20 protein-coding genes are annotated in these 22,692 nt (G+C 40.8%); 13 read left to right on the plus strand and 7 right to left on the minus strand.

Annotation, left to right across the window (positions count from 1 at the left end; genetic code table 11):
* The first annotated feature begins 46 nt into the window (after positions 1 to 46).
* From RMY63_RS12240 to RMY63_RS12290, 11 genes are all read left to right on the plus strand, one after another.
* The gene (locus RMY63_RS12240) at positions 47 to 301 is read left to right on the plus strand and encodes a hypothetical protein (protein WP_322728958.1); all 255 of its coding nucleotides are present in this window, start codon (positions 47 to 49) and stop codon (positions 299 to 301) included.
* Positions 302 to 413: 112 nt separating this feature from the next.
* A complete protein-coding gene (gene dndD / locus RMY63_RS12245; RefSeq protein WP_322728959.1) occupies positions 414 to 2,402 on the plus strand; it encodes a DNA sulfur modification protein DndD in 1,989 nt (662 codons plus the stop codon).
* A 65-nt stretch (positions 2,403 to 2,467) separates the two neighbouring features.
* Complete coding sequence (locus RMY63_RS12250; RefSeq protein WP_322728960.1) at positions 2,468 to 2,719, plus strand: hypothetical protein; 252 nt, start codon at positions 2,468 to 2,470, stop codon at positions 2,717 to 2,719.
* The gene (locus RMY63_RS12255) at positions 2,716 to 3,063 is read left to right on the plus strand and encodes a type II toxin-antitoxin system PemK/MazF family toxin (RefSeq protein WP_322728961.1); all 348 of its coding nucleotides are present in this window, start codon (positions 2,716 to 2,718) and stop codon (positions 3,061 to 3,063) included. Before RMY63_RS12250 ends, RMY63_RS12255 begins: the two co-directional genes overlap by 4 nt.
* A 30-nt stretch (positions 3,064 to 3,093) precedes the next feature.
* Complete coding sequence (dndE, locus tag RMY63_RS12260; protein WP_322728962.1) at positions 3,094 to 3,480, plus strand: DNA sulfur modification protein DndE; 387 nt, start codon at positions 3,094 to 3,096, stop codon at positions 3,478 to 3,480.
* A 64-nt stretch (positions 3,481 to 3,544) separates the two neighbouring features.
* Complete coding sequence (locus tag RMY63_RS12265; RefSeq protein WP_322728963.1) at positions 3,545 to 5,002, plus strand: DNA phosphorothioation-associated putative methyltransferase; 1,458 nt, start codon at positions 3,545 to 3,547, stop codon at positions 5,000 to 5,002.
* 247 nt (positions 5,003 to 5,249) lie between these two features.
* Positions 5,250 to 6,542 carry an AmpG family muropeptide MFS transporter gene (locus RMY63_RS12270; protein ID WP_322728964.1) on the plus strand — a complete coding sequence of 431 codons (1,293 nt, stop codon included), beginning with the start codon at positions 5,250 to 5,252 and terminating at the stop codon, positions 6,540 to 6,542.
* Positions 6,527 to 6,949, plus strand: a complete 423-nt coding sequence (locus RMY63_RS12275) for an ABC transporter permease (RefSeq protein WP_322685134.1) — start codon at positions 6,527 to 6,529, stop codon at positions 6,947 to 6,949. The genes RMY63_RS12270 and RMY63_RS12275 overlap by 16 nt, the downstream gene beginning before the upstream one ends.
* A 225-nt stretch (positions 6,950 to 7,174) precedes the next feature.
* Positions 7,175 to 7,363 (plus strand): hypothetical protein, encoded by a 189-nt coding sequence (locus RMY63_RS12280; RefSeq protein ID WP_322728965.1) that lies wholly within the window; start codon positions 7,175 to 7,177, stop codon positions 7,361 to 7,363.
* A 22-nt stretch (positions 7,364 to 7,385) separates the two neighbouring features.
* The gene (locus tag RMY63_RS12285; RefSeq protein ID WP_322728966.1) at positions 7,386 to 7,946 is read left to right on the plus strand and encodes a GNAT family N-acetyltransferase; all 561 of its coding nucleotides are present in this window, start codon (positions 7,386 to 7,388) and stop codon (positions 7,944 to 7,946) included.
* A gap of 177 nt (positions 7,947 to 8,123) precedes the next feature.
* Positions 8,124 to 8,882 (plus strand): HEAT repeat domain-containing protein, encoded by a 759-nt coding sequence (locus RMY63_RS12290; protein ID WP_322728967.1) that lies wholly within the window; start codon positions 8,124 to 8,126, stop codon positions 8,880 to 8,882.
* 237 nt (positions 8,883 to 9,119) lie between these two features.
* On the opposite strand, the gene RMY63_RS12295 is transcribed toward RMY63_RS12290, so the two are convergent.
* From RMY63_RS12295 to RMY63_RS12315, 5 genes are all read right to left on the minus strand, one after another.
* Positions 9,120 to 9,506 carry a phosphomannose isomerase type II C-terminal cupin domain gene (locus tag RMY63_RS12295; RefSeq protein ID WP_322728968.1) on the minus strand — a complete coding sequence of 129 codons (387 nt, stop codon included), beginning with the start codon at positions 9,504 to 9,506 and terminating at the stop codon, positions 9,120 to 9,122.
* Positions 9,507 to 10,032: 526 nt separating this feature from the next.
* Positions 10,033 to 11,376, minus strand: a complete 1,344-nt coding sequence (locus RMY63_RS12300) for a sorbosone dehydrogenase family protein (RefSeq protein WP_322728969.1) — start codon at positions 11,374 to 11,376, stop codon at positions 10,033 to 10,035.
* Between the two features lie 201 nt (positions 11,377 to 11,577).
* Positions 11,578 to 12,771, minus strand: coding sequence for an EAL domain-containing response regulator (locus tag RMY63_RS12305; protein ID WP_322728970.1), 1,194 nt, complete (start codon positions 12,769 to 12,771; stop codon positions 11,578 to 11,580).
* A gap of 155 nt (positions 12,772 to 12,926) precedes the next feature.
* A complete protein-coding gene (locus tag RMY63_RS12310) occupies positions 12,927 to 13,304 on the minus strand; it encodes a hypothetical protein (protein WP_322728971.1) in 378 nt (125 codons plus the stop codon).
* Positions 13,305 to 14,193: 889 nt separating this feature from the next.
* Complete coding sequence (locus RMY63_RS12315; RefSeq protein ID WP_416212512.1) at positions 14,194 to 16,992, minus strand: glycoside hydrolase family 10 protein; 2,799 nt, start codon at positions 16,990 to 16,992, stop codon at positions 14,194 to 14,196.
* Positions 16,993 to 17,880: 888 nt separating this feature from the next.
* On the opposite strand from RMY63_RS12315, the gene RMY63_RS12320 reads away from it, so the two are divergent.
* Positions 17,881 to 18,078, plus strand: coding sequence for a hypothetical protein (locus RMY63_RS12320; protein ID WP_292785503.1), 198 nt, complete (start codon positions 17,881 to 17,883; stop codon positions 18,076 to 18,078).
* A gap of 226 nt (positions 18,079 to 18,304) precedes the next feature.
* On the opposite strand, the gene RMY63_RS12325 is transcribed toward RMY63_RS12320, so the two are convergent.
* Positions 18,305 to 18,805, minus strand: coding sequence for a thioesterase family protein (locus RMY63_RS12325; RefSeq protein WP_322728972.1), 501 nt, complete (start codon positions 18,803 to 18,805; stop codon positions 18,305 to 18,307).
* A gap of 315 nt (positions 18,806 to 19,120) precedes the next feature.
* On the opposite strand from RMY63_RS12325, the gene RMY63_RS12330 reads away from it, so the two are divergent.
* A complete protein-coding gene (locus tag RMY63_RS12330; protein WP_322728973.1) occupies positions 19,121 to 21,190 on the plus strand; it encodes a CHAT domain-containing protein in 2,070 nt (689 codons plus the stop codon).
* Positions 21,191 to 21,569: 379 nt separating this feature from the next.
* On the opposite strand, the gene RMY63_RS12335 is transcribed toward RMY63_RS12330, so the two are convergent.
* Positions 21,570 to 21,914 carry a DUF1815 family protein gene (locus tag RMY63_RS12335; protein WP_322728974.1) on the minus strand — a complete coding sequence of 115 codons (345 nt, stop codon included), beginning with the start codon at positions 21,912 to 21,914 and terminating at the stop codon, positions 21,570 to 21,572.
* Positions 21,915 to 22,692 lie beyond the last annotated feature (778 nt).

Here is a 22,692-nt window from a genome sequence, read left to right on the forward strand (position 1 = left end):
CCCGTATACGGGACATAAATATCTCTAGCAAAATATGTGAGTTCCAATGACTAAAAGCTTTTTGGCAGATACCTTGTCAAGCATCTCACCGCTTGTTTATGCCAACGAATCTCAAGAAACAACACCAAGGAGAGAGTCTGTAAAAGTAGTAATTTATGGTTCTAAAACAGGTGTTAACAACACAATTTTCACCCTTTACAAGCTGGGTTTTGCTCAAGTTAATGAATGGAGTCCTTTATTACCTAGTCCCAACCCTGGAGAAGTGATGAGTATTTTAACTAGGCACATTATGACAACGTGACTGTAATTCGACTAGTAAAAAATATGATAGGGTGGGCAATGCACACCCTACAAAAATAACGAAACAATACTGAGCGAATTCCATTCGCCCCATATTTTATTCTTAAATATCAATGATATTTCTTGAACTTGTACTACAAAACTTTGGCCCTTACTCTGGAAGACAAGTAATCAATCTTGACCCAAGAAAAGATGAAAATCCGCGCCCAATTATTTTATTAGGTGGGATGAATGGCGGGGGAAAAACTACGCTGATGGATGCCATACGCCTAGCTCTTTATGGTCATCGCGCTCAATGTTCTACCCGTGGGAATTTGAGTTATAACGATTTTCTGAACCAATGTATTAATAATAAAGCTAACCCTGCCGAAAAAACCCGAATTGAATTAGTTTTTGAACACATCAAAGATGATAAACCAGTAAAATATCGGATTGTCAGAACCTGGGAAAAAAATCCTAAAGATGGTAAAGATTCTTTGGGAATTTTAGGCGATGATGATACTTGGCCTGTTGATTCTTTGGTAAATACTTGGGATGACTATATAGAAAATCTCTTACCATTAGGAATTTCTAATTTATTTCTCTTTGATGGTGAACAAGTAAGAAACCTTGCAGAACAGGATTCACCACCACTAATTGTAATTGAAGCTATTCGAGGACTTTTAGGGCTAGAATTATCTGACCGTTTAGCAGTTGATTTGGAGATTTTAGTCAACCGCAAACGTAAAGAAATGGCTGACACTAAAGATTTAGCTAATATAGAAGAAATTGAAAAAAGGTTAACGCAGCAGCAAGAAGATTACCTAGTTATAGAAGAAAAATTAGCACATTTCAAAAATCAACTTGAAGAATTAGAAACCATACAGCGAGAAGTTTTAGATAAATTCGTTTCTGAAGGGGGTAAAATCGCTGCCGAACGCAATCAACTAGAACAACAACAAAAAGAGAAAACTGCCGCAGCAGAAAACATTCGGCAGTCAATGTGTGAATTAGCTGCTGATGTGTTACCTTTAGAGCTAATTTCTAATTTCCTGAGTCAGGTACAAGCACAGGGAGCAAATGAATTTCGCTATCAACAAGTACAGTTAGCTAGAGATGTTTTACTTGAACGAGACAAACGTTTACTAAACTGGTTAAGTGAATTAGCGATCGCTTCTGAAAAAGTTGATAAAATTAACTCTTTTTTAGCTAAAGATATTGATAGTTTATATACAGCCAACTCCCAATCGCAATCACCTTGGTTATTAGCTGATGAGGAAAGTTTGAGTCAATTAGATAATGTCAGATATTATTTGCAAAATGCTTTAAATACTGCAAAAGAAAAATTAAATATTCTCAAAAATTTAGAAGAAGAAATTATCAATTTAGCAAGACAAGTGCAAACAGCAGCAGAACCAGAAGCTTATAAAAAGCTGCGCGAAGCTGTGGAAGAAGCACAAAATCAAGTTTCTGAAGCTAAAGTAAATTATGAGATAACTCGCCAGAAGTTAGCTGAGTTAGCAACTGCACTTGATAAGACCAAAAAAGAATTACAAGAATATACTGTAGAAAATATTGAACGTAAAAATAAAGATCATATTATTACCTCAGCAGCTAAAGTTCAAGAAACACTCAAGATTTTCCGGGAAAAATTAACCCTCAGAAAACTCAATAAATTAGAAGAGGAAGTTAAAAACTGCTTCCTTTATCTCCTCCACAAATCAGATTTAGTGCATCGCATCGCCATTGATAGCAATACTTTTGGACTTTACTTGTATGACTTCAATGGTCAACCCGTCCCTAAACATCGCCTCTCGGCGGGCGAAAAACAACTACTAGCGATCGCTTTCCTCTGGGGTTTAGCCAAAATCTCTGGACACCGCCTACCAGTAGCAATCGATACGCCACTAGGTAGACTAGACTCCTCTCACCGCAGCAACTTAGTTGAACGTTACTTTCCATCCGCCAGCCACCAAGTCATTTTGTTATCTACGGATACTGAGATTGGCAAGAAAGAAGTTGAAACACTGCGCAAAAATGAAGCGATCGCTCGTGAATATCTGCTCAAATACGATTCCTCCACCCGTCAAACAATAGTGATAAAAAATCAATATTTTTGGTAGTAGATATCGTCTAAAAAAGATATTTACAATATATATAACAACCATTGGAAAGTAGATAAGCAATTATGAATTCACCACATTTACTAAAAATAGAGCGCGACCTACGTGCTTTGTCATTAGAAGAATTAGAATGGATATTAAAACTTATCACAAGACAAGTGCAAGAAAAGAAGCAAATCTCAGATAAATTTACTGATGTGAAATATATGAATGAACAATTAGCTGCAATGGCTAGTGATTTAGATATCAAAACAGAAATTACCTTTATCAATAATGAATTTGGTGTTACAGAAATGGATGGTTTAGAAAAACTGTGAGCATCGAGAGAGGACAAATTTATTTTGTTAATCTTAATCCAGTGCTGGGTCGAGAACAGGCAGGAACAAGACCAGTTTTAGTTTTATCTATAGACGCTATCAACGAAGCACCTTTAGTTGTGACTGTAGTTGTCGGTACGAAAGGAACAAATATTAAGCGTGATTATCCAACTAATATACGAGTCTCTGCAAGTGACAGTGGATTGTCTATAGAAACAGTGTTCTTATGTTTTCAAATTCGTTCTTTAGATCCAAATCGCTTTTCTGCTGACCCAGTTGGCATGATTTCTGACTCCAAGATGCTTGAAGTTGAAACTGCGGTTCGCTACTGTTTGGGTTTATGAGCGAAAACTACCTCAATTTTTAGGAAGATTATGGAATTCCCAATCGAAAGAATAAAACTCTCCCAAACAGCCAAAGACCAACTTACCAAACTCAGACGCAGCACCAAAATCGACCAATGGAATATCCTATGCCGTTGGGCATTTTGTCGTTCCCTGGCAGAATCAACCGCACCGTCCCCCGTCCCAATTCCCCAAGATAGCAACGTCGAAATGACTTGGCGCGTCTTTGGCGGCGAAATGTCCGATATTCTCCTCCTCGCCCTCAAACAACGCTGTCATAACGACGGTTATCCCACCGACAAAGAAACCCTCGCCACCCAATTCCGCCTGCATTTGCATCGCGGTATTGGCTACTTAGCAGGCGATCCAAATATCAAGAAAATTGAAGATTTAATTGAACTCGCCATTAAACCTTGAAAGAATATTAGTTAATAAGTGTCTTAAATTACGAATTACGAATTACGAATTACGAATTATTCTTATGCCTGAAGCGCTAGAAATCGAGCGTCATAGAGCTGCGATCGCTCGCACTGATTTATCTCGCCCCGTGCGATTGGCAATAGAATGGGCAATCCTGAATCAGGATACCACTTTTTTTGATTACGGTTGCGGCTACGGTGGTGATGTCTGGCGAGTAGCAAACTTAGGCTACACCAGTGCAGGCTGGGACCCTTACTACTACCCCGATGTTCCACGCACCGCCGCCGATGTGGTCAACTTGGGTTATGTCCTCAACGTCATTGAAGACTCAGAAGAACGCCGTCAAAGCCTTCGCCAAGCCTGGGAACTCACCGGGAAAGTTTTAATTGTCGCGGCTCAAATTCTGATTAACGCTCCCAGCAAAACTCAACTTGCTTACAATGATGGCATTGTCACCCGCCGCAATACTTTTCAGAAATATTACGAACAAGAAGAACTCAAAACTTATATTGATGAAGTCTTAAATGTCGATGCAGTGCCGATCGCTTTAGGTGTCTACTTTGTTTTTCGAGATGAAGCCGAAAAAGAAAGTTACAAAGCTATCCGCTTCTTTTCTACCACTTCTACACCCAGAGTCCGCATCGCCATTAAGCGGTTTGAAGACTATCAAGAACAGCTGCAACCATTAATGGCTTTTTTTACCAAGCGCGGTAGACTACCCGCCAAAGGCGAATTGGAAAATGAACAAGAATTAATAAGCGAATTTGGTAACTTCCGCCGCGCCTTTGGGGTAGTTTTACAAGCTACCGATGAAGCAGAATGGGATGCGATCGCTTATCGTCGTTCTCTAGATATCCAAGTTTATCTCGCCCTGACTCACTTTGATCGACGTCCTGCATGGCAGAAACTAGCGCCAGAAATGCGTCACGACATCAAAGCCTTTTTTAGTAGCTATGAAGAAGCTTGTCAAGTAGCTGACCAAAAGCTTTTCAGCTTAGGTAAACCTGGGGTGATTCAAACTGCGTGTGAAAAAAGCAAAATTGGTAAACATACGCGCGGTGCGCTGTACATACATGTTTCGGCACTTGCTGCACTTGACCCCATACTCCGAATTTGTGAAGGCTGCGCTAGCCGTACTATTGGGCGTGTCGATGAAGCCACATTGATCAAATATCACACTGATAAGCCGCAAATATCCTATCTGTCTTACCCGAAATTCGACACCGATCCGCATCCGGCATTAAAAGCCAGTATCGGTATTGATTTAAAAACCCTATTCGTCACTCATCGAGACTACGAAACTAGGGCAAATCCGCCGATTTTGCACCGTAAGGAAACATTTGTTACCAGCAACTACCCAGGCTACGAAGAATTTGCTAAACTCACCCAACAAGAACAGCAATTAGGATTACTCAATAGTAAAAGTGATATTGGTACGCTTGAAGGTTGGGAAAAATGCCTTGCTGCACACAGAGTAGAAATCAGGGGGCATCAGGTTTATCCAATTCAGGAAAGTTAAGAAAACGCCGACGCTATAAGGTTATCCTGAATTTGTATTTAACCCAAGTAAATCTTGGTAGTTTGTCATGTTTGCGGGAAATCACATAGCAGCGATGATGAGTTTCAATCCCCGATCGGGATTATGTAGGGAACTCCTGCTACTCCGATAATTCAAACCTTTATAGGTACTATTTACATGATATACATTTACATTTCCTCATTGGATTTGATTGATATTTCCTCAAAAGAGGCTAAAAGTTGAAACAATGAGGAAAATTACATCACCGCTGGAAGTTTTCGGTAGTCGCAAGATGGCGGCTTTATTATTTTTAGGTTTTTCATCGGGTTTACCGTTATTGTTAATCGGTAATACCTTAAAGGCTTGGATGACCGTAGAAAAAGTAGATTTAGCCGCTATTGGTTGGTTTAGCCTTGCGAGTTTGCCTTATTCCTTAAAATTTTTGTGGTCGCCGTTGGTAGACAGGTTCACCTTACCAGTTTTGGGACGACGACGGGGTTGGTTAATTTTGACGCAGATTGCTTTGATTGTAGCGATCGCAGTCATGGCTTTCCAACAACCCAAACAAGCATTACAACTACTCGCAATCAACGCCATAGTCATTGCTTTTATCAGTGCAACTCAAGATATCGCTGCTGATGCTTACCGTACCGACGTTTTAGAAAAACTAGAAATGGGGGCTGGTGCAGCAGTTTTTATTTTAGGTTATCGAATTGCCCTGTTAGTCGCAGGTGCTTTAGCTTTGATACTTGCTGACAAACTGCCTTGGTCATCGGTTTACTTGTTTATGGCAGGGACGATGGTAATTGGTATTCTTGCCACCTTGTTCGCACCAGAACCCAAAGAAATTAGTCCTCCAAGTTCTCTAGCTGATGCTGTAATTTTGCCCTTTCAGGAATTTTTTCAGCGTCAAGGGATTATCAAAGCGATTCTAATGCTTGCATTCATTACCCTATACAAGCTAGGTGATGCTTTGTTGAGCAATATGACCACGCCTTTTTTGCTGCAAACGGGTTTTACCAAAACCGACATTGGCGCAATTCAAGTGGGGATGGGGTTAATTGCGACGATTGTTGGCGCTTTAGCAGGTGGTTCAATTTTGAGTGCTATTGGCATCAATAGATCGCTTTGGGTTTTTGGTATTCTACAAGCAGTAAGTAACTTAGCTTACTTTTTTCTAGCATACATCGGTCAAAACTACCAAGCTATGGTACTTGCCATCAACGTAGAACAATTTTGTGGTGGATTGGGGACAGCAGCCTTTGTTGCCTTTTTGATGAGTCTTTGTAACCAGCGGTTTTCCGCAACCCAATATGCTTTATTATCCAGCTTAATGGCTGTCAGTCGCGATATTCTGGCGGCCCCTGGAGGCGCGATCGCCCAAAGCACGGGTTGGCCTATATTTTTCTTAATTACCATCGCCGCCGCTGTACCAGGACTACTCCTATTGCCAGTATTTGCCCCCTGGAACCCTCAGCCAGTGGCAGTATCCAGACCAGGACTTGAGGATGAAGAAGAGGATATATGGGGAATCAAGTAGTTATTGCTGTCGGCACATTTATTCTCTTACTCACTGGTTTATTACTTGGGTATGTTCTCTCGCAGTTAGTTCTGGGATTTCTAGCGTTTAACCTCTTAACTTTTTTCGGAACACTCAGCCTAATTTTAATTTTTGGTACGCTTTATTACGTTTTATTTTGGCAGTTGCGGAGAGAACAATCCCGACCATCAACTCCATCAACCATCAATCAAGGGATACCAACCCAGGTAGAGGAGGGTTTATCTGATAGCTATCTCAAAAACAGGCTAATAGCTAAATTATCCGGTGATACTGCCGCTGCCGAAAGGTTAATTGCACAGGCAAAAGAGACTTATCCTGGGATGCCGGAGAATTGGTATTGCGAAAGAGTACTTGATGACTTGGAGAGCGATCGCCAACGGGAGTAGGGGAGTAGGGGGCAGGGGAGACAAGGGAGCAGGGAGCAAGGGGAGATGGGAGAGACAAGGGGACAAAAGAAAACTCCTAACTTCTAACTCAGCACTCGGAACTTGGAACTGCTTTTGCCCCATTCCCAATTCCCATACACAAAAAATTGCTAAAATAAATCAAGAATACTTCACAAATCTTCAGCTAGGTTCTCATAAAAGTTCCTAGCTTCTTGCAATTAAAATATGGCTATTTTTCGTCAATATATCGCTCCACTGCTTGTAGTACTAGTGTTTGTTTTTGCCCTAGTTGCAGTCAGCGCTCGGATCTTTCTACCGTCCGATATGGCAGCACCCGCACCAATTGAAGAGGTAGAGGTAACTTCTCAACCGACTACAACTGATTTACCTCCAGCAGCACATAACGCAAGCTAGCTAAGTCAATAAACCTATTTAAGTGTCTGAACAACTACTACCTGGATATATTATTCGCCGTGGCTCCCTTTTGGAGCGATCGCTGCTGCTTAAATTCATGCAGCGAACTTACCAGGGTCTATTTCCCAATGAAGATTTTTCCCATTTAGAGCAAACAGTTAAGCAATACTTTTCTAGCGATACGCCTTTGTGGTGGGTAGAAGAGGAGGAAAGGGAGCAGGGGAGCAGGGGAGCAGGGGAGCAAGGGAGTAATAAAGAATCTATTTCCTCTGCCCCTCTGCCCCTCTGCCCCTCTGCCCCTCTGCCTCCCATCGCTTGCCTCTGGGTGGGCAATGCCATAGATCAAGTACACGGGAACCGTCATGCTCACATCTTTATCCTCTACGTTGTACCAGAACATCGGCGACGGGGTATTGGTACAGCCTTGATGCGATATGTGGAAAATTGGGCTATTCAAAGAGGCGATCGCCAAATTGGACTACAAGTGTTTCAATCAAACAAACCTGCATTGAATCTTTACAATCAGTTAGGTTATCAAACCCAATCCATCTGGATGGTAAAATTCCTGAGTGCAGAAAAATAAACTTAAGGATAGCGATAATATACTGTAGCGTCTAAGTTATGGAAATTCTCGTTGAGATAAAACTCAACCAGGAAGAAGGGAAAATGTATAAGAACCCAACTAATATTATATATAAAGCTTTAACTTATTGGCGTGGGGGATTATGTGTTAATCCCTTTTCGGGATTGAAATGAAATTATGTATGACGAAGACGATCTAAGCCTACTCGATATTGAGGAGGAGCTAGAAAGCCCCTTAGATAAAATAGAGCCGCTAACTGCCGAATCAGCTGTGGCAAAGCCAGATCCAGAAGTGATGCTAGCCTTGCTGGAAAATCCCCAGCCCCAGCAAAGAATGTTAGCGGCACGTGCTTTTTGTGATATTGAAGATGCACGTGCTACCCCCCATCTGATTCGTCTGTTAACTGATACCTGTCCCTTAGTGCGGGTAAGTGCAGCTTATGGCATCGGACGCAATCCCAGTTCAGAGGCAGTGAGTCCGTTAATTGCTCAACTAAACAGCGATTGGAATGGCTATGTACGTAAAGGTGTAGTTTGGGCTTTAGGAAACTGTCGCGATCGCCGTTCTTTAGCACCTTTGGCAGACGCTTTAAGAACCGACATTTCTGCAGTGCGTTTGTGGGCTGCTAGCGCCTTAGCACAGATGGCAGAAGTCGGTTATGAAGCAGTTATAGGGGCAATACCACCATTAATCGAAGCTTTAGTCCAAGATCCCGTGGCAGCTGTGCGAAGTAACAGTGCTTGGGCAATTGGTCAACTGTGCCGCGAACTACCTTCTAATGTAGTTTATGCCACAGCGATCGATGCCCTAATTCAAGCCTTTGCCGAAGATGAAGATTTGGGAGTCCGGGAAGACGCCAAAGCCTCACTATTAGGAGTGGGCGATCCCCGTGGCTTACAGCTGATTGAAACCCTGGAACAAGAAGGGTGGTTTTAATTAAACATTGGGCATTGGGCATTGGGCAAAACAGTTCCTTTTTTTTGAGTTTCGAGTCAAGAAGTGAGATTCCCCGCTCAGCACTCAGCACGGGCTAAACGCCCCGCTACCGCTAACAGCACTCAGCACGGGCTAAACGCCCCGCTACCGCTACCGCTAACAGCACTCAGCACGGGCTAAACGCCCCGCTACCGCTACCGCTAACAGCACTCAGCACCACTGCCCTTCAGCTACAGATTAGACCAAATTTAAGTCATAAGGGCGCTCAGTATCATCCTCACCCAAATATTCACCATTTTGAATTTCCAGAATAACTAGCGGAATATGTCCAGGATTTTCTACCTTATGTAGAGTTGCTGCGGGGACATAAGTTGATTCGTTTCGATTCAGTAATATTTCTGTATCGCCACAAGTCACCTTTGCCACACCTGAAACTACAACCCAATGTTCATTCCGGTGATAATGAATTTGTGGTTTAATACCATGCCTGGGTTTGATTTCCACACGACTAATTCTATAGGTTTCTCCCTCCTCGATTACCTCTACCTCACCCCAATATCGTGTACCTGAATGTGGAGACAATTCGTTGATATTTGACTGAGTATTATTTTCATTGGGAGTCATAATCAATTTCTCAACCAGATAAGTATTAGTATTTATCATTGACACTCGCCGTCAATTTATTGACGGCGATTCTAGCGGTTGTCTTAGCGGGGGATAAATCCACCTGCTAAGACGCTTCACCAGTTAACGGACTGTCATTGACCGCACCCTCTGCATCAACTATAGCCATTGCAGCTACAGCTTTCTGAAGACTCAGAGGGCATGAAAAACCTAACCATTGACCAATATTTTGACTAGCATTCCAATCAGCATTGCACCTATACCCGTCAAAGCCCCGAAACCAATCTCCATTTCGTACTCCTAATACACCATTGCGGTGATCGGATTTACTAATATATGGTGCTGCTACAGACTCAACTGGTACACCTGCACGAATCGCTTTATATTTGGTAATTTACCGTAAACGAGATAAAGCTGGGTAGAAAGATGCAGTCACAACATTTTATCTTTCTATAAATAATAACAACTGCTCTAATTTGGCCCCAGCTAACAGATTCTATCCCCGAATTTATTAATTTTGAATTGTTCACTCTCCCGTATATTGAATCCGATAAATCCGATTATTGGCTTCTTCTGTTAGTAGTAGACTACCATCTGGCAACACGAGTAAACCTACAGGCCGTCCCCAAGTACTTGGTACAGAAGGATTTAGCAAAAATCCGGTGAGAAAGTCTTCGTAGTAGCCCAGCGATCGCCCTTTAGCATCGAAGGGAACAAATACAATTTTATAACCAGTGCCGCGATCGCGATTCCAAGAACCACGAAAAGCCGCAAAAGCACCGTTCTGGTATTTTTTTGGAAACGTTTTACCATCATAAAACTGCAAGCCCAATGCTGCTGAGTGCGCCTGGAACAGCACATCTGGCGTTTGAGTCCGGGCTACTAAATCAGGACGTTTACTTTTGTCATCTGTCTTTTGGCGCGGATCGAGGTTGTTTGGTGTTAGATAAGCATAGGGCCAACCATAAAATGCCCTCTGTTTAACGCGTGTCAGATAGTCTGGCACCAAATCATCACCAATTCCATCCCGTTCGTTAACAGTGGTATAAAGTTCCTTAGTTACAGGATGAAAGTCTAAACCAACAGGATTACGCAAGCCGGAAGCGAAAGTTTGTTGTTGGGAACCATCTAAATTCATCACTTGTATTGAAGCCCGTGGTAAGGGTTCTTCATCTACATTGGTTCCCGATCCAACTGAAATATATAATTTATTGCGATCGGGCGAGATAACGACATTGCGCGTCCAATGATTGTTATAACCTTGAGCGGGCAAGTCGGCGATTTTTTCTCCCTTACCTGTAATCTTATTTTGATCTTGAGTATAGGGAAAACGCACCACAGCATCTGTATTCCCCAGAAAAAAGGAATTACCTGCAAAAGCCATCCCAAAGGGTCTATTGAGTCCGTTTGCTTTACTAGCAAAGGTTTCTCGAATGTCAGCTACACCATCAGCATTGCTGTCACGCAACAGACGAATGCGATTTTGCCCGGTTTCAGTCACTAAAACATCACCACTAGGGGTTAAAGCTAGCCAGCGTGGGGCATCTAAACCTTCAGCAAAGACATTTACTGTGAAGCCTTGTGGTACACGCAGCACCGGATTTTGGGGAATGGGCACAACTTCAGGCCGCTTGGAGGCGCTTTCTGTTGCAAAGGGCGCTGGTAAATTCTTCAGATTGATTCGGATGGGTGTAGGTGAAAGTGCTTCAGTACGGACAATATTTTTTGGCTGTGTAGGATTCTGTGTCAGTTGGGTAGAAGGTACAGATTTTTGAGGTGTGGGATTATCTGAGTTAGCGCGAGTCTGGTTACAGGCTGCTGCCAAAGTCATTAAAAAAACTGGCAGCAAAAAACGCGCAGAAACTTTCATGGTGGTAGACACTATACACAATGTTCCTACTCTATACTTGAGGCTTAATAATTGTCGCCAGTCAAAAGTTTGATTTTTCTTATAGCAATCCTAAATGAGATTGTAAAAATTTTTGTTGTGGTTGTCCTTGGTCATTTGTCCTTTGTTATTTGCAATTACAAAGGACAAATGACTAATGACTAATGACAATACAAGCATTTGTTAGTGAAAAAAAAATTTTTCAAATTCTGCTGCTGGTAAGGGACGACTAAATAGAAAACCTTGCATAGAATTACAGTTGTGTTGGCGTAAAAAACCTAGTTCTACTTCTGTCTCTACACCTTCAGCTACTACATCTAGATTGAGATTATGAGCCATCTGAATTAATGCCTTAGCGATGGCTGACTTTTGCGAATCGTTAGCAACATTATGGATAAAATAACGGTCTATTTTTAATGTATTAATTGGTAAGTTTTTCAAATAAATCAAAGAAGAATAACCCGTACCAAAATCATCGATCGCAATTTTTACACCCAAAGATTGCAATTTGCTCATAGTAGCGATCGCACTATTTACATCTTGCATAATCATACTTTCAGTGAGTTCTAGTTCTAAGTCATGTGGTTCCAAATTATTCACAGATATAAAATTCACTATATTATGAATGAAATCTGGCTGATTAAATTCAATTACTGACAGATTTACAGCAACATTCAAAGAATGAATTCCCGCATCACGCCAGCTTTTAATTTGTTTGCATACCTTTTTTAATACCCATTTCCCAATCGGAACAATTAAACCTGTAGACTCTGCTAACGGAATAAATTCTGTTGGATAAATCATTCCTAATTCTGGACTTTCCCAGCGCAATAAACTTTCAGCACCTACTATTTTTCCAGATGCAATCTCGACTATTGGTTGATAATAAATTTCAAATTCTTGAAAATTATGTTGTTTGATAGCTCGGTGTAAGCTAATTTCTAACAACTGCATTTTTGGAGACAAGTTATTAATTACAGTCTGAGGAGATAAATACCTTTTTAAAGTAGCGTATTTTTCCAACCTGTTCATGATGGCACTTAATAACTCAGCTCGAGTGAATGGCTTAGTTATATAGTCATCTGCACCCATATCCATACCTTGACGGAAGTCAGATTTGGCAGATTTGGCAGTGAGAAAGATGAAGGGAATTGTTGCCGTTGATGGATCTTGACGTAATGCTGTTAGCACGCCATAACCATCAATTTCTGGCATCATCATATCACAAAGAATTAAATCAGGAACTTCGGAGATAGCCAAATTTACCCCGATTCTGCCATTAGCCGCAGCAATAGTTTCAAAATCCTCAGCTTCTAGCAAATCTAAAATGTTTTCCCGGACTGCTTCCTCATCTTCTATTATCAAGATTTTGGGCATAAATTACCTCATTTTTATATTTTATTATTTAACGGCGCTATCCAGCAATACTTATGACAAAAATAACGATATTTGTCATAAGTATTTTAAATTTGTCGATATCTACACACTTTTTTAATATTGCCATTTTTAAGTATCTAGTATACTAACACCATTTATAATGTGACAAATGATTCAAAAAGACATAGTATATCTTCTTGAAAAATGCAAATTTGCCAATCTTGAATTTCAAATACAGCTTGTCTATCTTGACTAAGAAAATTAAACTTGAAAATGCTATCATCTGAGAAATATTTAATCGAATTTGAAAACAATTTAGTCAAAATGTGTGCCACAAGTTTTTCATCGATGCAGCAGGTTACAGATCTATATTGACTGGTGAAAAAAATCAAGCGCCGATAGTCCAGATTCATCTGTATTTGTTCTGGCGATTGTCGGCTATGTTCAACCAAATTGAAAGATGTTGGTTTATACTCTAATTTTTCCACTTCTAATTGACCAATAATCAACACATCATTCAATATTTCAGTCATGATTATGTGATATTTGGGCATATTGGTCTGCATGACCTTATTAGACTTACGGTAGAAGTCCAAATCTTCTTCATAAACTTCAATGAAGTGAGTGTATTTGCCTGTCGTATCTTTACGTACTATAACGCGTACTAGTAACCATTGGGACTTGAGTAACTGTCTCTCTGTGAGAATATGGTATTATACCTCAAAGTAACTAACATTAGATTACATCTAGTTTTCTCTGTTTCTTGTGCTACTGCTTGACTGATACTTTCAAGAGTAATATTACCAACAATATTACTTTGTTTATCTACAAATAGTAGTAGTTCTAATTGTTTCTAACATATCCGTTATACCACTGAGGCTATTTACAAAAATTCTGACACGTTCAATGCCATGACTTAGGTATACATAACTTCAAAAATATTGGCTGTTTTCACAGCTAGTTCCAGAAGCTACAAGCAGTACCATATCATGCTTAGTGAAGTACCTTACTACCTGCAAAGATGAAAAAACAAGATACTTTTACCCCATACTACATTAGTGCGTAAACGTAGCTAGTTATAGACATAGCATCTAATTTAATAGTGATGTTTTTAACACAACCATTAGCAACAAACAGTCAATTCTTAACTCTAAGCTTTGTAGCTAGCTGATCTAAGGTAAGGCTTGCATAGATTTTAACGATAGCTATCATCAGATAATAGTTATCTAAGTATTTTCCAATATTTTGACGCTAAACAAGTAGTAATATTTGGGATACAAACACTACAAAAAGTGTGTTAAGAATTACAAACTAGCTTATATCCAGCTAGTTGGGTATTGAGGATTGGGCATGGGGAAGAGAACAAGGAGAAAGACTTGTTGAAAGTTATCACTCAAGTCACCTTGTCGCCCCTCTGCCTCTTTACAAAGGACGCAACTGCACTCGCCGTTCGCCATAACGTAATAGTCTTTCTATAGTTACCAGCCGATTTTCCCAAACTTTGACTTGATAGGAATTCGACTTAATTTCTTGGCTCATCAATACCCGAAATTGAGACTGGAAGCGAGTTAGAGAGGCTTTTGCCACCAGTAACTTACTAGCAGAAGGGGAAGTGGCAAGCTGATTTAAAGCACTGCGTAAAACTTCTGCCTGGTTGTTAAAATCTGAAATTTTCTGAGATGGCCTTTGTCGTTGGTCATTTTGGAAAACAAATTTCCATTCCCGTTGTAGCGCGGTGTAACGGATGGCGGCAGTTTGAAAAGGCTGTCGGTGAGGAATCGGTTCACTTGTTGTGGATTGAATCCTACCTTGAGTGCTACTAAAGATTTTTTGGAGATCGTTGCTAAAATTTTCTGCGGCAAATAGTGCATAACCACTAACTGGCAAGTCCCTTACCAACTGGAGTTGATCGAATGCCCCGATTGTTGGCAAAGAAAGTAAGCGAATTCCCGGCACTAACAAGGTAGCTCCTAATTGTTTAGAGGCAATCCAGGGTTGGGCCAGTCGTTGAAACCGAGAAGTATCCAGAGCATAAGTCATAGGAACAATTAAATCTACATCCCCCTGCCTTGCCCAAGTTTCCCAATTTTGTTGAATTTTCTGAATCCGTTCCAGTTCCGGCAAAGGAAATACTGCAACCGACAAAATCAAATTCGGTTGCTTTTGTCGCAACTGCTGTGATACTTGGGCGACAAAGCTATCCACTTGCTCGGTGCGAAATGTTGTCCACTTTTGCCACAAGTCTGCTTGGCTAGGAGAAATATTCACTGGATCTACCCCAGTAAGTTTCTGAAATTGCGCTCTTGCAGCTTTCCCATAGCCATAAGTTCGACCTGCTGATGGGTCTTGGAAAGGGTAGCGAATGTAGTCTAGCTGTAGACCATCCACATTATATTTAGTGACAATTTCCTCATACAGCTTGAGCAAGTATTGCCGCACTTCGGGGTTGGCTGGATCGAAAAATGGCTTAGTCTGACCAACGGGAATCATGTTGCCCAGGTTATCGTAGTTTGCCCAATCGGGATGAGCCGCTAGTACTGGCCCTGGATAATTAGGATTAAGGTTGAGAATTTCATTATGACGTTGATTGCCAGCAGCAAAAGTCCAAACCCAAGCGTGTAATTCCATGTCTCGCTCATGGGCTAGTTTCACCGCCTCTTCCAGTGGGTTCCACCCACGAATTAATGGGTTTTGCTCTTTTGCGACTTGGCTGGGATAAATTGTATAGCCAGCGTTAACAGTTTCAAAAAAAACGGTATTAATTCCGGCTTGGGCGAGGCGATCAAAAATCTGTGCCAGTCCCGCCTTACTACCAGCACGAACAATCGTCCCCCGATCTAACCAAACTGCGCGAATTTCTGGTTGAGCTAGCTTCCGATCTACAGGAAACTGCTGCCACAAAGTCGTTTTAGCGACCAGCCACTGCTGACGAGCCAAAGCATAGTTTTTTTGAGCAATCAATTGGGGTAAATTTTTGGCAATTAGCCTTGCTTGTGCTAAGGCTTGGTTTTTAGTTATGGCTAGCGCCCCCAGTTTGGTTGAGGCTAATTGTATTGGCTGTTCTTTGACAGCTTCGGGGGTATTCAAATGCCTAGAAAACTGCTTCTTTTCGGATATTGTTTCGCCAACATTAGCCGTATCAGCTAACACCGCTAAATGAGCGCTTTCCACTCGACCAATCAGATTTTCTAGCTCTTGCTGGAGAGCTAGAGCTTGGTTGCGATCAATCGGCTCATTGGAGTTGGGTGCAACATCCAAACGCACCGCTTGTTCTAATTGGTCAATAGCCTCCTGAGAATTTGGGGGTTTGACCATAGGCAGCGCTCTAGGTAAAGGAGCAGTGGCAGTTTTAGGAGGAGTGAATGAGGGAGATAAGGGAGATGAACTACCCCTGTGCCCCCCTGCCTCTCTGCTCCCCTGCACTAAGGGTGCAGCCGCCACAGTCGTAGAGCAACTTTGGGAAGCTCCTGCTATTTTTTTGGTGCGATTTGATGGCGCTAGTGCTGTTAAATAGTGATTGATAGTAGTTTTTAACCAGGCATTATCCAATTCGGCTGCTGAGGCTGTATCTGTTCCCCAACGCCAACCCAAAAAGGTAGAACGCTCAGTTGTCACTACTGCGGCCGGATTATCTTTGGAATTCCAAACAGCAGGAGATTCAGTGCCCATATCATTAGGAATCACAACGCCGCCGCGCACTTTACCAAAGAGTCCAGTTTGATTTGTCCATTCTGGAATCCTGGTTTTTGCAGCTTGAATCTGTTCTGTGTCACTAAGGCTGAATCCCCAATAACCTCCCAAAAGCGATCGCAATAACTGCCGTACTCCTGGGGATGACAAACTACCTACAGGCCCACTAGCAATCAAACGCCCTCCCTTACTCATCCATTCTTCTAGGGCGATCGCTTGAGTTGGTGTTAATGTCTCGACGTTTGGCAAAAATAATACCCGGCGATCGCCCCAATCTCCCCCACTCTTGACATCATTTAGGGAAATTACACAATATTTCATCCCTATTGTCTGTAAGCGATCGCTTATCCCTCTCCATTGATTTGCATTTTCTTGGTCATACACTACGCTCAATACAGGTTCTTCAGTCGCCGCCGTTACTGGCAAAATACTCAAAAAACTTAAAACTACAATTTCACAACTTAAAATAAATAATCTTCTAGCTTTTTTAATTTTTAAACTTATATATTTTTGGTTTTCCTGATACTTCACCAGTGACTCCTCACTTGATTATTAATTAATTTAGTTATTAGTCAGAATTCATTAGTACACAATATAGGACTCTAGCTGAATTCCTAGTAAGTTTACTGAGATTCTCACCCTGATTAAGGAAAGCTAATGTTTGGCTTTTCAAAAATCAAATAGAATTCCTATAAGCTTGTCGTAGAAGTACTTAGTGAATGACCTTTATCAATCTAGCCTATCAAAACCAGTAAAAAATGCCAAGATGGATACTCAACTTTCCAGACGATTCTATAGAAATTGTTAGCTATTACATTGTGAATTTAATTCCATTAGTGACTAGTTTTTTAGAAAATTTTGCATTTACCAATTACCATAGGCTTTTGCGTAATTGCAGAGAGTTTTACTTAAACCCAAAATAAAAAATGCCACTTTTGTTCTAATTATCTGTTTTTCAGGGTTTTTGTGAGTTAAAAAAGTAATACTAGTACATCTTAAAGCCCTCACCCTAAATCCTTCTCCCAAGCTCAGGAGAGGGACTTTGAAATTGGCTTGGCTTCCCACAAAAAATCGCGTTAGAAAATCAGAAGGTACTATCGAAGATTTTCAAAAGAGAGTTGATACAGCTATTTGTTTAACGTCTTAACCCATGCTTCAACTGCTATATATCTATAATTTATCTACAAAAAAATAAAAAGCTTTACAAAAACTTTGCAAAGAAAACCAGCATATCACATAAATAATTATCTCGTTTTTAGGTAAAATATCTCCAGGTTAATTATCACAAAAAGCCCCATTTTAGTAGATATTAAAAATTGGGGTTAGCATTTTTTATACCAGTGGTTATTACCAAAAAAACTTACCCTTTCTGAGTCAACCCACTTTCAGACAAGGGCAATTATTAAGGAATTAATAAATATGATTATTACATTGATTGTAGCTTGGATAGTCTTCATAATATTATGGAAATTGCTGAAAGCAACCGTGAGCACTGCATTAACTCTTGCAGCAATCCTTGTTTTATTAAATATTAGTTTTGGCATTACTCCCCAAGATATTTGGCATTACGTAACACAGTTTGCTCAAAATTTGTCGCAGATCCAAACTGGCAAGTAACAATATATACTTCACTTTTGCTAAGAAAAGGTGAAGCTTGAAGAATTCAGAAACCTAAATTCAGGAGTCAGAAAAAGAAACTGAAGGATTCAGTGGAAAGTCGGACTGTAATTCTGAATTCTGACTCCTGGCTCCTGAATTCTTTTGTGATAAATATGAAATGACAAAATTTTTAACTTTGATATAACTGGCGTCAAAGTTTATGTGTGTTTACAACCTTTGATGTTCAATTATTATTTAATGCTGAAATCTTGGCTAATGCATCCTTAACACTTGCTGGCAACTGACGCATAATCTTCCCTCTTTCGCGATCTAAAGCGACTAAAGTCACCTTGGCAGTGACGTACAATTGTTGCCCATCAGTTGAGACAATGGCATAGTCCCAATTGATGCGGACACCAGTCACTTCAGCCATGCGCGTTTTTACCACCACTGCCATACCCAATTGAATTGAACGGTGATAGCGCACTGACAGTTCTACAACTGGTAAATCGCAACCTATAGCAACTAAATCAGCAAATTCAATCCCTATAGATCGCAAGCATTCAATCCGCGCTTCTTCCATCCAAGCTATATAGGAACCGTGCCAGACAAGTCCGGCATAGTCAGTGTGGTGGGGTTGCACTCTCACAGGGTATTCAAACCAATTCCCAAACTCGTGACTGGATGGATTGTCAAGAGCGCTGGTTGGTGGTAGTTTTGGTTGGCTGGGTTTTTCTTCTGACATCTTCAAATTTCTTAGTACTGATAAATTTTTCAAATTATTAGACCTAGCTTGAAAATAGGGACTGGGGATTGGGAAAGAGGTATTTTCATTGTTCCTTGTGAGCGCCGCTCATGGAGTCTTTTGCAAAAGTCCCCTAACACCCCACCCCCAACCCCTAAGAACCTGCTCTTAGGGGAGAATTTGACGTCAGTCAAAAGCGGGGTGGGGTTCTTTTTTTGATTTACGCAAGAAGTCTATTGAATAGCATAAAAATTAATTGCGTTGCCGGACTTATTGATTTAATATTTACCTTCCGAGCATAGGGAGTGTTTTGTTATGCAGCCTAATCTCCGGCCTGTGAGTGTTGTTACTTTATCTCTACTTAGCTTACTAGGTTTTGGAATGGTGTATCCAGACAATAACCAGGTAAACACAAATGCAAGGTTGAGGTACGACTCTGGAGAAAAAGCTCAAGCTTTACCCAAGAATAATCAGCTTTCAGAAATTGCAAGGCTTAACGAAGAAGCGATCAAAGAATCTCGGCAAGGTCAATCGAAAGAAGCGTTGCAGAAATCACAGCAAGCATTAGCCATCAGCAGAGACCTTGGAGAGCGCTCTTGGGAAGCGGTAACATTCAACAATATTGGCAGAATCTACCAAAGTCAAAAAAAGTATTCTGAAGCACTTCAATCCTATCAGCAAGCTCTATTAATTAACAAAGAACTAGGGGATCTGGTTCGACTTGGCAAAACATACAGTAACATAGGTTACTTATTCGATATCCAAAACAAGCCAGAGTTAGCAATTTTTTTCTACAAGCATTGTTTGATTAATCGTGAGAAAGCTCGCTTGAATCCATCAGCACTGAGTGCGCCGCAACCAAATGCTTACAACATAACTGTTAGCCAGACATATCGCATTTTGGGTGAACGATTGCTGAAACAGGAACGTGTTGCTGAAGCACAAAGGACAATGGATTTACTCAAAGTTGAAGAACTAGAGGAATATCTCCAGAATGTGCCAGGTAATCAACGTACTGTCAAAGGTATTAATATAGCGGCAACAGAAAAACCAATTAAACAAAAGCTGGATCAAAGTGTGGATAATGCTGTTGTGCTGGGTAAAGAACTGACAACACTACGTAAAATTTCCCCCCAACAGCGATCGCTCGAACAGAAACAACGCATCGAACAACTAGTCTTAAATCAACAGCAACTTCTAGATGGTTTTAACGAATTTATCAATAGTCCTTCAGTGAAAGCACAGGTAGAGGAAATTAGCCGTACAGCGAGACGGCAAAATTTGGATTTGGAAAGTCTCAACGAACTTCGGGATAACTTGGCGCGATTGCCGCAAAAATCGGCATTACTTTACCCACTGATTTTAAAAGATAGTTTGGAATTGGTCTTGGTAACTCCTGAATCCCCACCAATTCATCGCACCGTTGCTGTCAAACGTAAAAACCTTTATCAAACAATTGATGCTTTCCGCCAAGCTTTAATCAATCCCAGTCGAAATATCAAAGCACCTGCACGCCAATTGTATAACGAGCTAATTAAACCGATCGAGAAAGACTTGAAGCTATCAGGTACGCAAACTCTGATTTATGCTCCAGACGATCGGTTACGCTACATTCCTTTAACTGCTTTATATGATGGCAAACAATGGCTAGTGCAGCGCTTCAATGTAAATCACATTACATCCGCCAGTCTGACTAACTTAAACACCCCAAAAGAATCGACTTTGCGGGTTTTAGTCGGTGCTTTTACTAAAGGTAATTATCAAATCAAAGTTGGGAATCGACAGGTTGCTTTCGCTGGCTTACCCTTTGCAACGCGGGAGGTGGAAAGTCTAGCGGCGGCGGTTCCTGAAACTACGAAGCTTTTAGACGATGCCTTTACTCCTAAAGTCGCTGTACCCCAAATGGATGATTATACAATTGTCCATTTAGCGACTCATGCAGCCTTTGTGGTGGGTAAACCAGAAGATTCGTTTATTTTATTTGGGAATGGCGATCGCGTTAATTTTAGAAATGTCGCCACTTGGTCACTCCCGAATGTAGATTTGGTAGTGTTGAGCGCCTGTGAAACCGGCTTGGGAGGCAAATTAGGTAACGGTGAGGAAATTTTGGGTTTCGGCTATCAGATGCAACAAACCGGCGCAAGAGCTGCGATCGCCTCTTTGTGGTCTGTAGATGATGGCGGTACACAAGCACTCATGAGTGCTTTTTATGGTATTCTTTCTACTGATAAGCTGACTAAAACTGAAGCTTTACGCCAAGCTCAAGTCTCATTAATTACTGGAAACTGGAAGGAAATAAGTCATAATGCACCCGTAGCAGCAGTCAATGACTTTAGTCACCCGTACTATTGGGCACCCTTTATTTTAATTGGCAATGGACTTTAAGTGTATCGCATCTGACATGATACAGCAGATTTTAAGTTGTGAGGTACACAACGATTTGTCTGTTACCCAGGTATAAACCGTGTTTTACTCCTGTTAGCGCGGCGGGGCGTAGCCGATTCTGTATTCTGAATTTGCATTTTGAACGGATTATGGCAAAAGAGGAACGCTCAATTACCCAACCTCTGACTTTGGTGAGTTTTAACACCTTCAGCTAGAGGCTGAAAATCCGGCTCGTGAGATTTTGGCAGATACAAAAAATATGCGATGGGCCGGCCATAGCCAATCACTTAATGGTAATAAAGAAGTAGGTAAGAGCGATCGCTAACTAACCCACTATTACCAATAATCAATTTCTAATTTGCTATCGACCTCTGAAACCTTAATACTTCTTGGCAAGAGTTTTAGAGCCTGTATCACTTTGCATAGATTGCTTGACAAGATCGGCCAATTCATCTAATTGGCTAATTGCCTCTGCACCTTCTAGCTTCATTAATTCGCGGTCATCCCGCATTTCCGTCCAAGTAATGCCGTAATCGGACACTAAAAATCGAATCAGATGGTTATCACCCAAGCTAACCATAAACGATGCACTATTCATTTGGTCGCCACAGGTATAGCAGGATGCAAGATACCCACGCCGCTCTAATACAATCGCCAAGGCTTGCAGGTTCATTACCAAGTCTTGGACGAATTGTCGATGTTGATGTGCTAGTCTCAGAAACACTTTTGTCCTCCAGACACCACAGTAATTTGAGTTTCTTTTATATTTTCTTTAGATTTTCTCACCCATTGGTATTGTAAACTATTCATTACAATTACCAGACAAATGATATTGAGTCATTGATTGACTACTTTGTTTAGGGTAGTGGATCGGGATTTTGAGGGCCGTATCAAACTATTCAGTTTGCAAATTCAAAATCTCGGACAGAATTTCTAAATTTAACTATATCTTTATACACTTCTGTCAGGGTAGATTCTTAGAGTAAGCGATCCGCTTTAAGAGTAACTTAAATTTACCACTAGTCAACTACAGAAAACCTACATATTTGGTTATTATTGCTTATGTGCAGTCAAATACACTGTTATTAAATGCCATAATGTAGTTTTGCGTCGTTATAGTGTCTCTTGCTTAGATGTTTAACCTGTTATCTTTCTAACGTAGATTTTGGTATAGACAAATGATTAGTTATACCAAATTCATTCCTCCTATATATATAAAGTTAAGCAGATGACAGTGCAAATTATAGGTTAAGTAGTTGCAAGAGAATAAATGCAATAGTTTATACAGCTAAAACGTAGTTAGTAGACAAGTGTGAGTGTAGAATCCACAATGGGAAAGCTTAACACTGACAATACCTAAACTCAGCAGAGCAATGTTGCCATTTAGGCAATATTTTCAGGTATTTTGGGATTATTTTCAAAAAGTTGTACGAACCAAAGCACGGTAATTTAACGTGAGTTCGACGGAACTAAAAAATGGCAGGAGGTAGTGCAGGCAAATC

Origin of the sequence: Nostoc sp. ChiQUE01b (assembly GCF_034531255.1) — a bacterium.
Taxonomy (GTDB): Bacteria; Cyanobacteriota; Cyanobacteriia; order Cyanobacteriales; family Nostocaceae; genus Nostoc.

What these genes read in the sequence shown, in the direction of transcription:
- RMY63_RS12305 (WP_322728970.1), bottom strand. Translation starts at nt 12,771, where the DNA reads ATGCCCAAAATCTTGATAATAGAAGATGAGGAAGCAGTCCGGGAAAAC.
- RMY63_RS12270 (WP_322728964.1), top strand. Translation starts at nt 5,250, where the DNA reads ATGAGGAAAATTACATCACCGCTGGAAGTTTTCGGTAGTCGCAAGATG.
- RMY63_RS12325 (WP_322728972.1), bottom strand. Translation starts at nt 18,805, where the DNA reads ATGTCAGAAGAAAAACCCAGCCAACCAAAACTACCACCAACCAGCGCT.
- RMY63_RS12290 (WP_322728967.1), top strand. Translation starts at nt 8,124, where the DNA reads ATGTATGACGAAGACGATCTAAGCCTACTCGATATTGAGGAGGAGCTA.
- dndE (WP_322728962.1), top strand. Translation starts at nt 3,094, where the DNA reads ATGGAATTCCCAATCGAAAGAATAAAACTCTCCCAAACAGCCAAAGAC.
- RMY63_RS12240 (WP_322728958.1), top strand. Translation starts at nt 47, where the DNA reads ATGACTAAAAGCTTTTTGGCAGATACCTTGTCAAGCATCTCACCGCTT.
- RMY63_RS12280 (WP_322728965.1), top strand. Translation starts at nt 7,175, where the DNA reads ATGGCTATTTTTCGTCAATATATCGCTCCACTGCTTGTAGTACTAGTG.
- RMY63_RS12275 (WP_322685134.1), top strand. Translation starts at nt 6,527, where the DNA reads ATGGGGAATCAAGTAGTTATTGCTGTCGGCACATTTATTCTCTTACTC.
- dndD (WP_322728959.1), top strand. Translation starts at nt 414, where the DNA reads ATGATATTTCTTGAACTTGTACTACAAAACTTTGGCCCTTACTCTGGA.
- RMY63_RS12295 (WP_322728968.1), bottom strand. Translation starts at nt 9,506, where the DNA reads ATGACTCCCAATGAAAATAATACTCAGTCAAATATCAACGAATTGTCT.
- RMY63_RS12320 (WP_292785503.1), top strand. Translation starts at nt 17,881, where the DNA reads ATGATTATTACATTGATTGTAGCTTGGATAGTCTTCATAATATTATGG.
- RMY63_RS12330 (WP_322728973.1), top strand. Translation starts at nt 19,121, where the DNA reads ATGCAGCCTAATCTCCGGCCTGTGAGTGTTGTTACTTTATCTCTACTT.
- RMY63_RS12310 (WP_322728971.1), bottom strand. Translation starts at nt 13,304, where the DNA reads ATGACTGAAATATTGAATGATGTGTTGATTATTGGTCAATTAGAAGTG.
- RMY63_RS12250 (WP_322728960.1), top strand. Translation starts at nt 2,468, where the DNA reads ATGAATTCACCACATTTACTAAAAATAGAGCGCGACCTACGTGCTTTG.
- RMY63_RS12265 (WP_322728963.1), top strand. Translation starts at nt 3,545, where the DNA reads ATGCCTGAAGCGCTAGAAATCGAGCGTCATAGAGCTGCGATCGCTCGC.
- RMY63_RS12300 (WP_322728969.1), bottom strand. Translation starts at nt 11,376, where the DNA reads ATGAAAGTTTCTGCGCGTTTTTTGCTGCCAGTTTTTTTAATGACTTTG.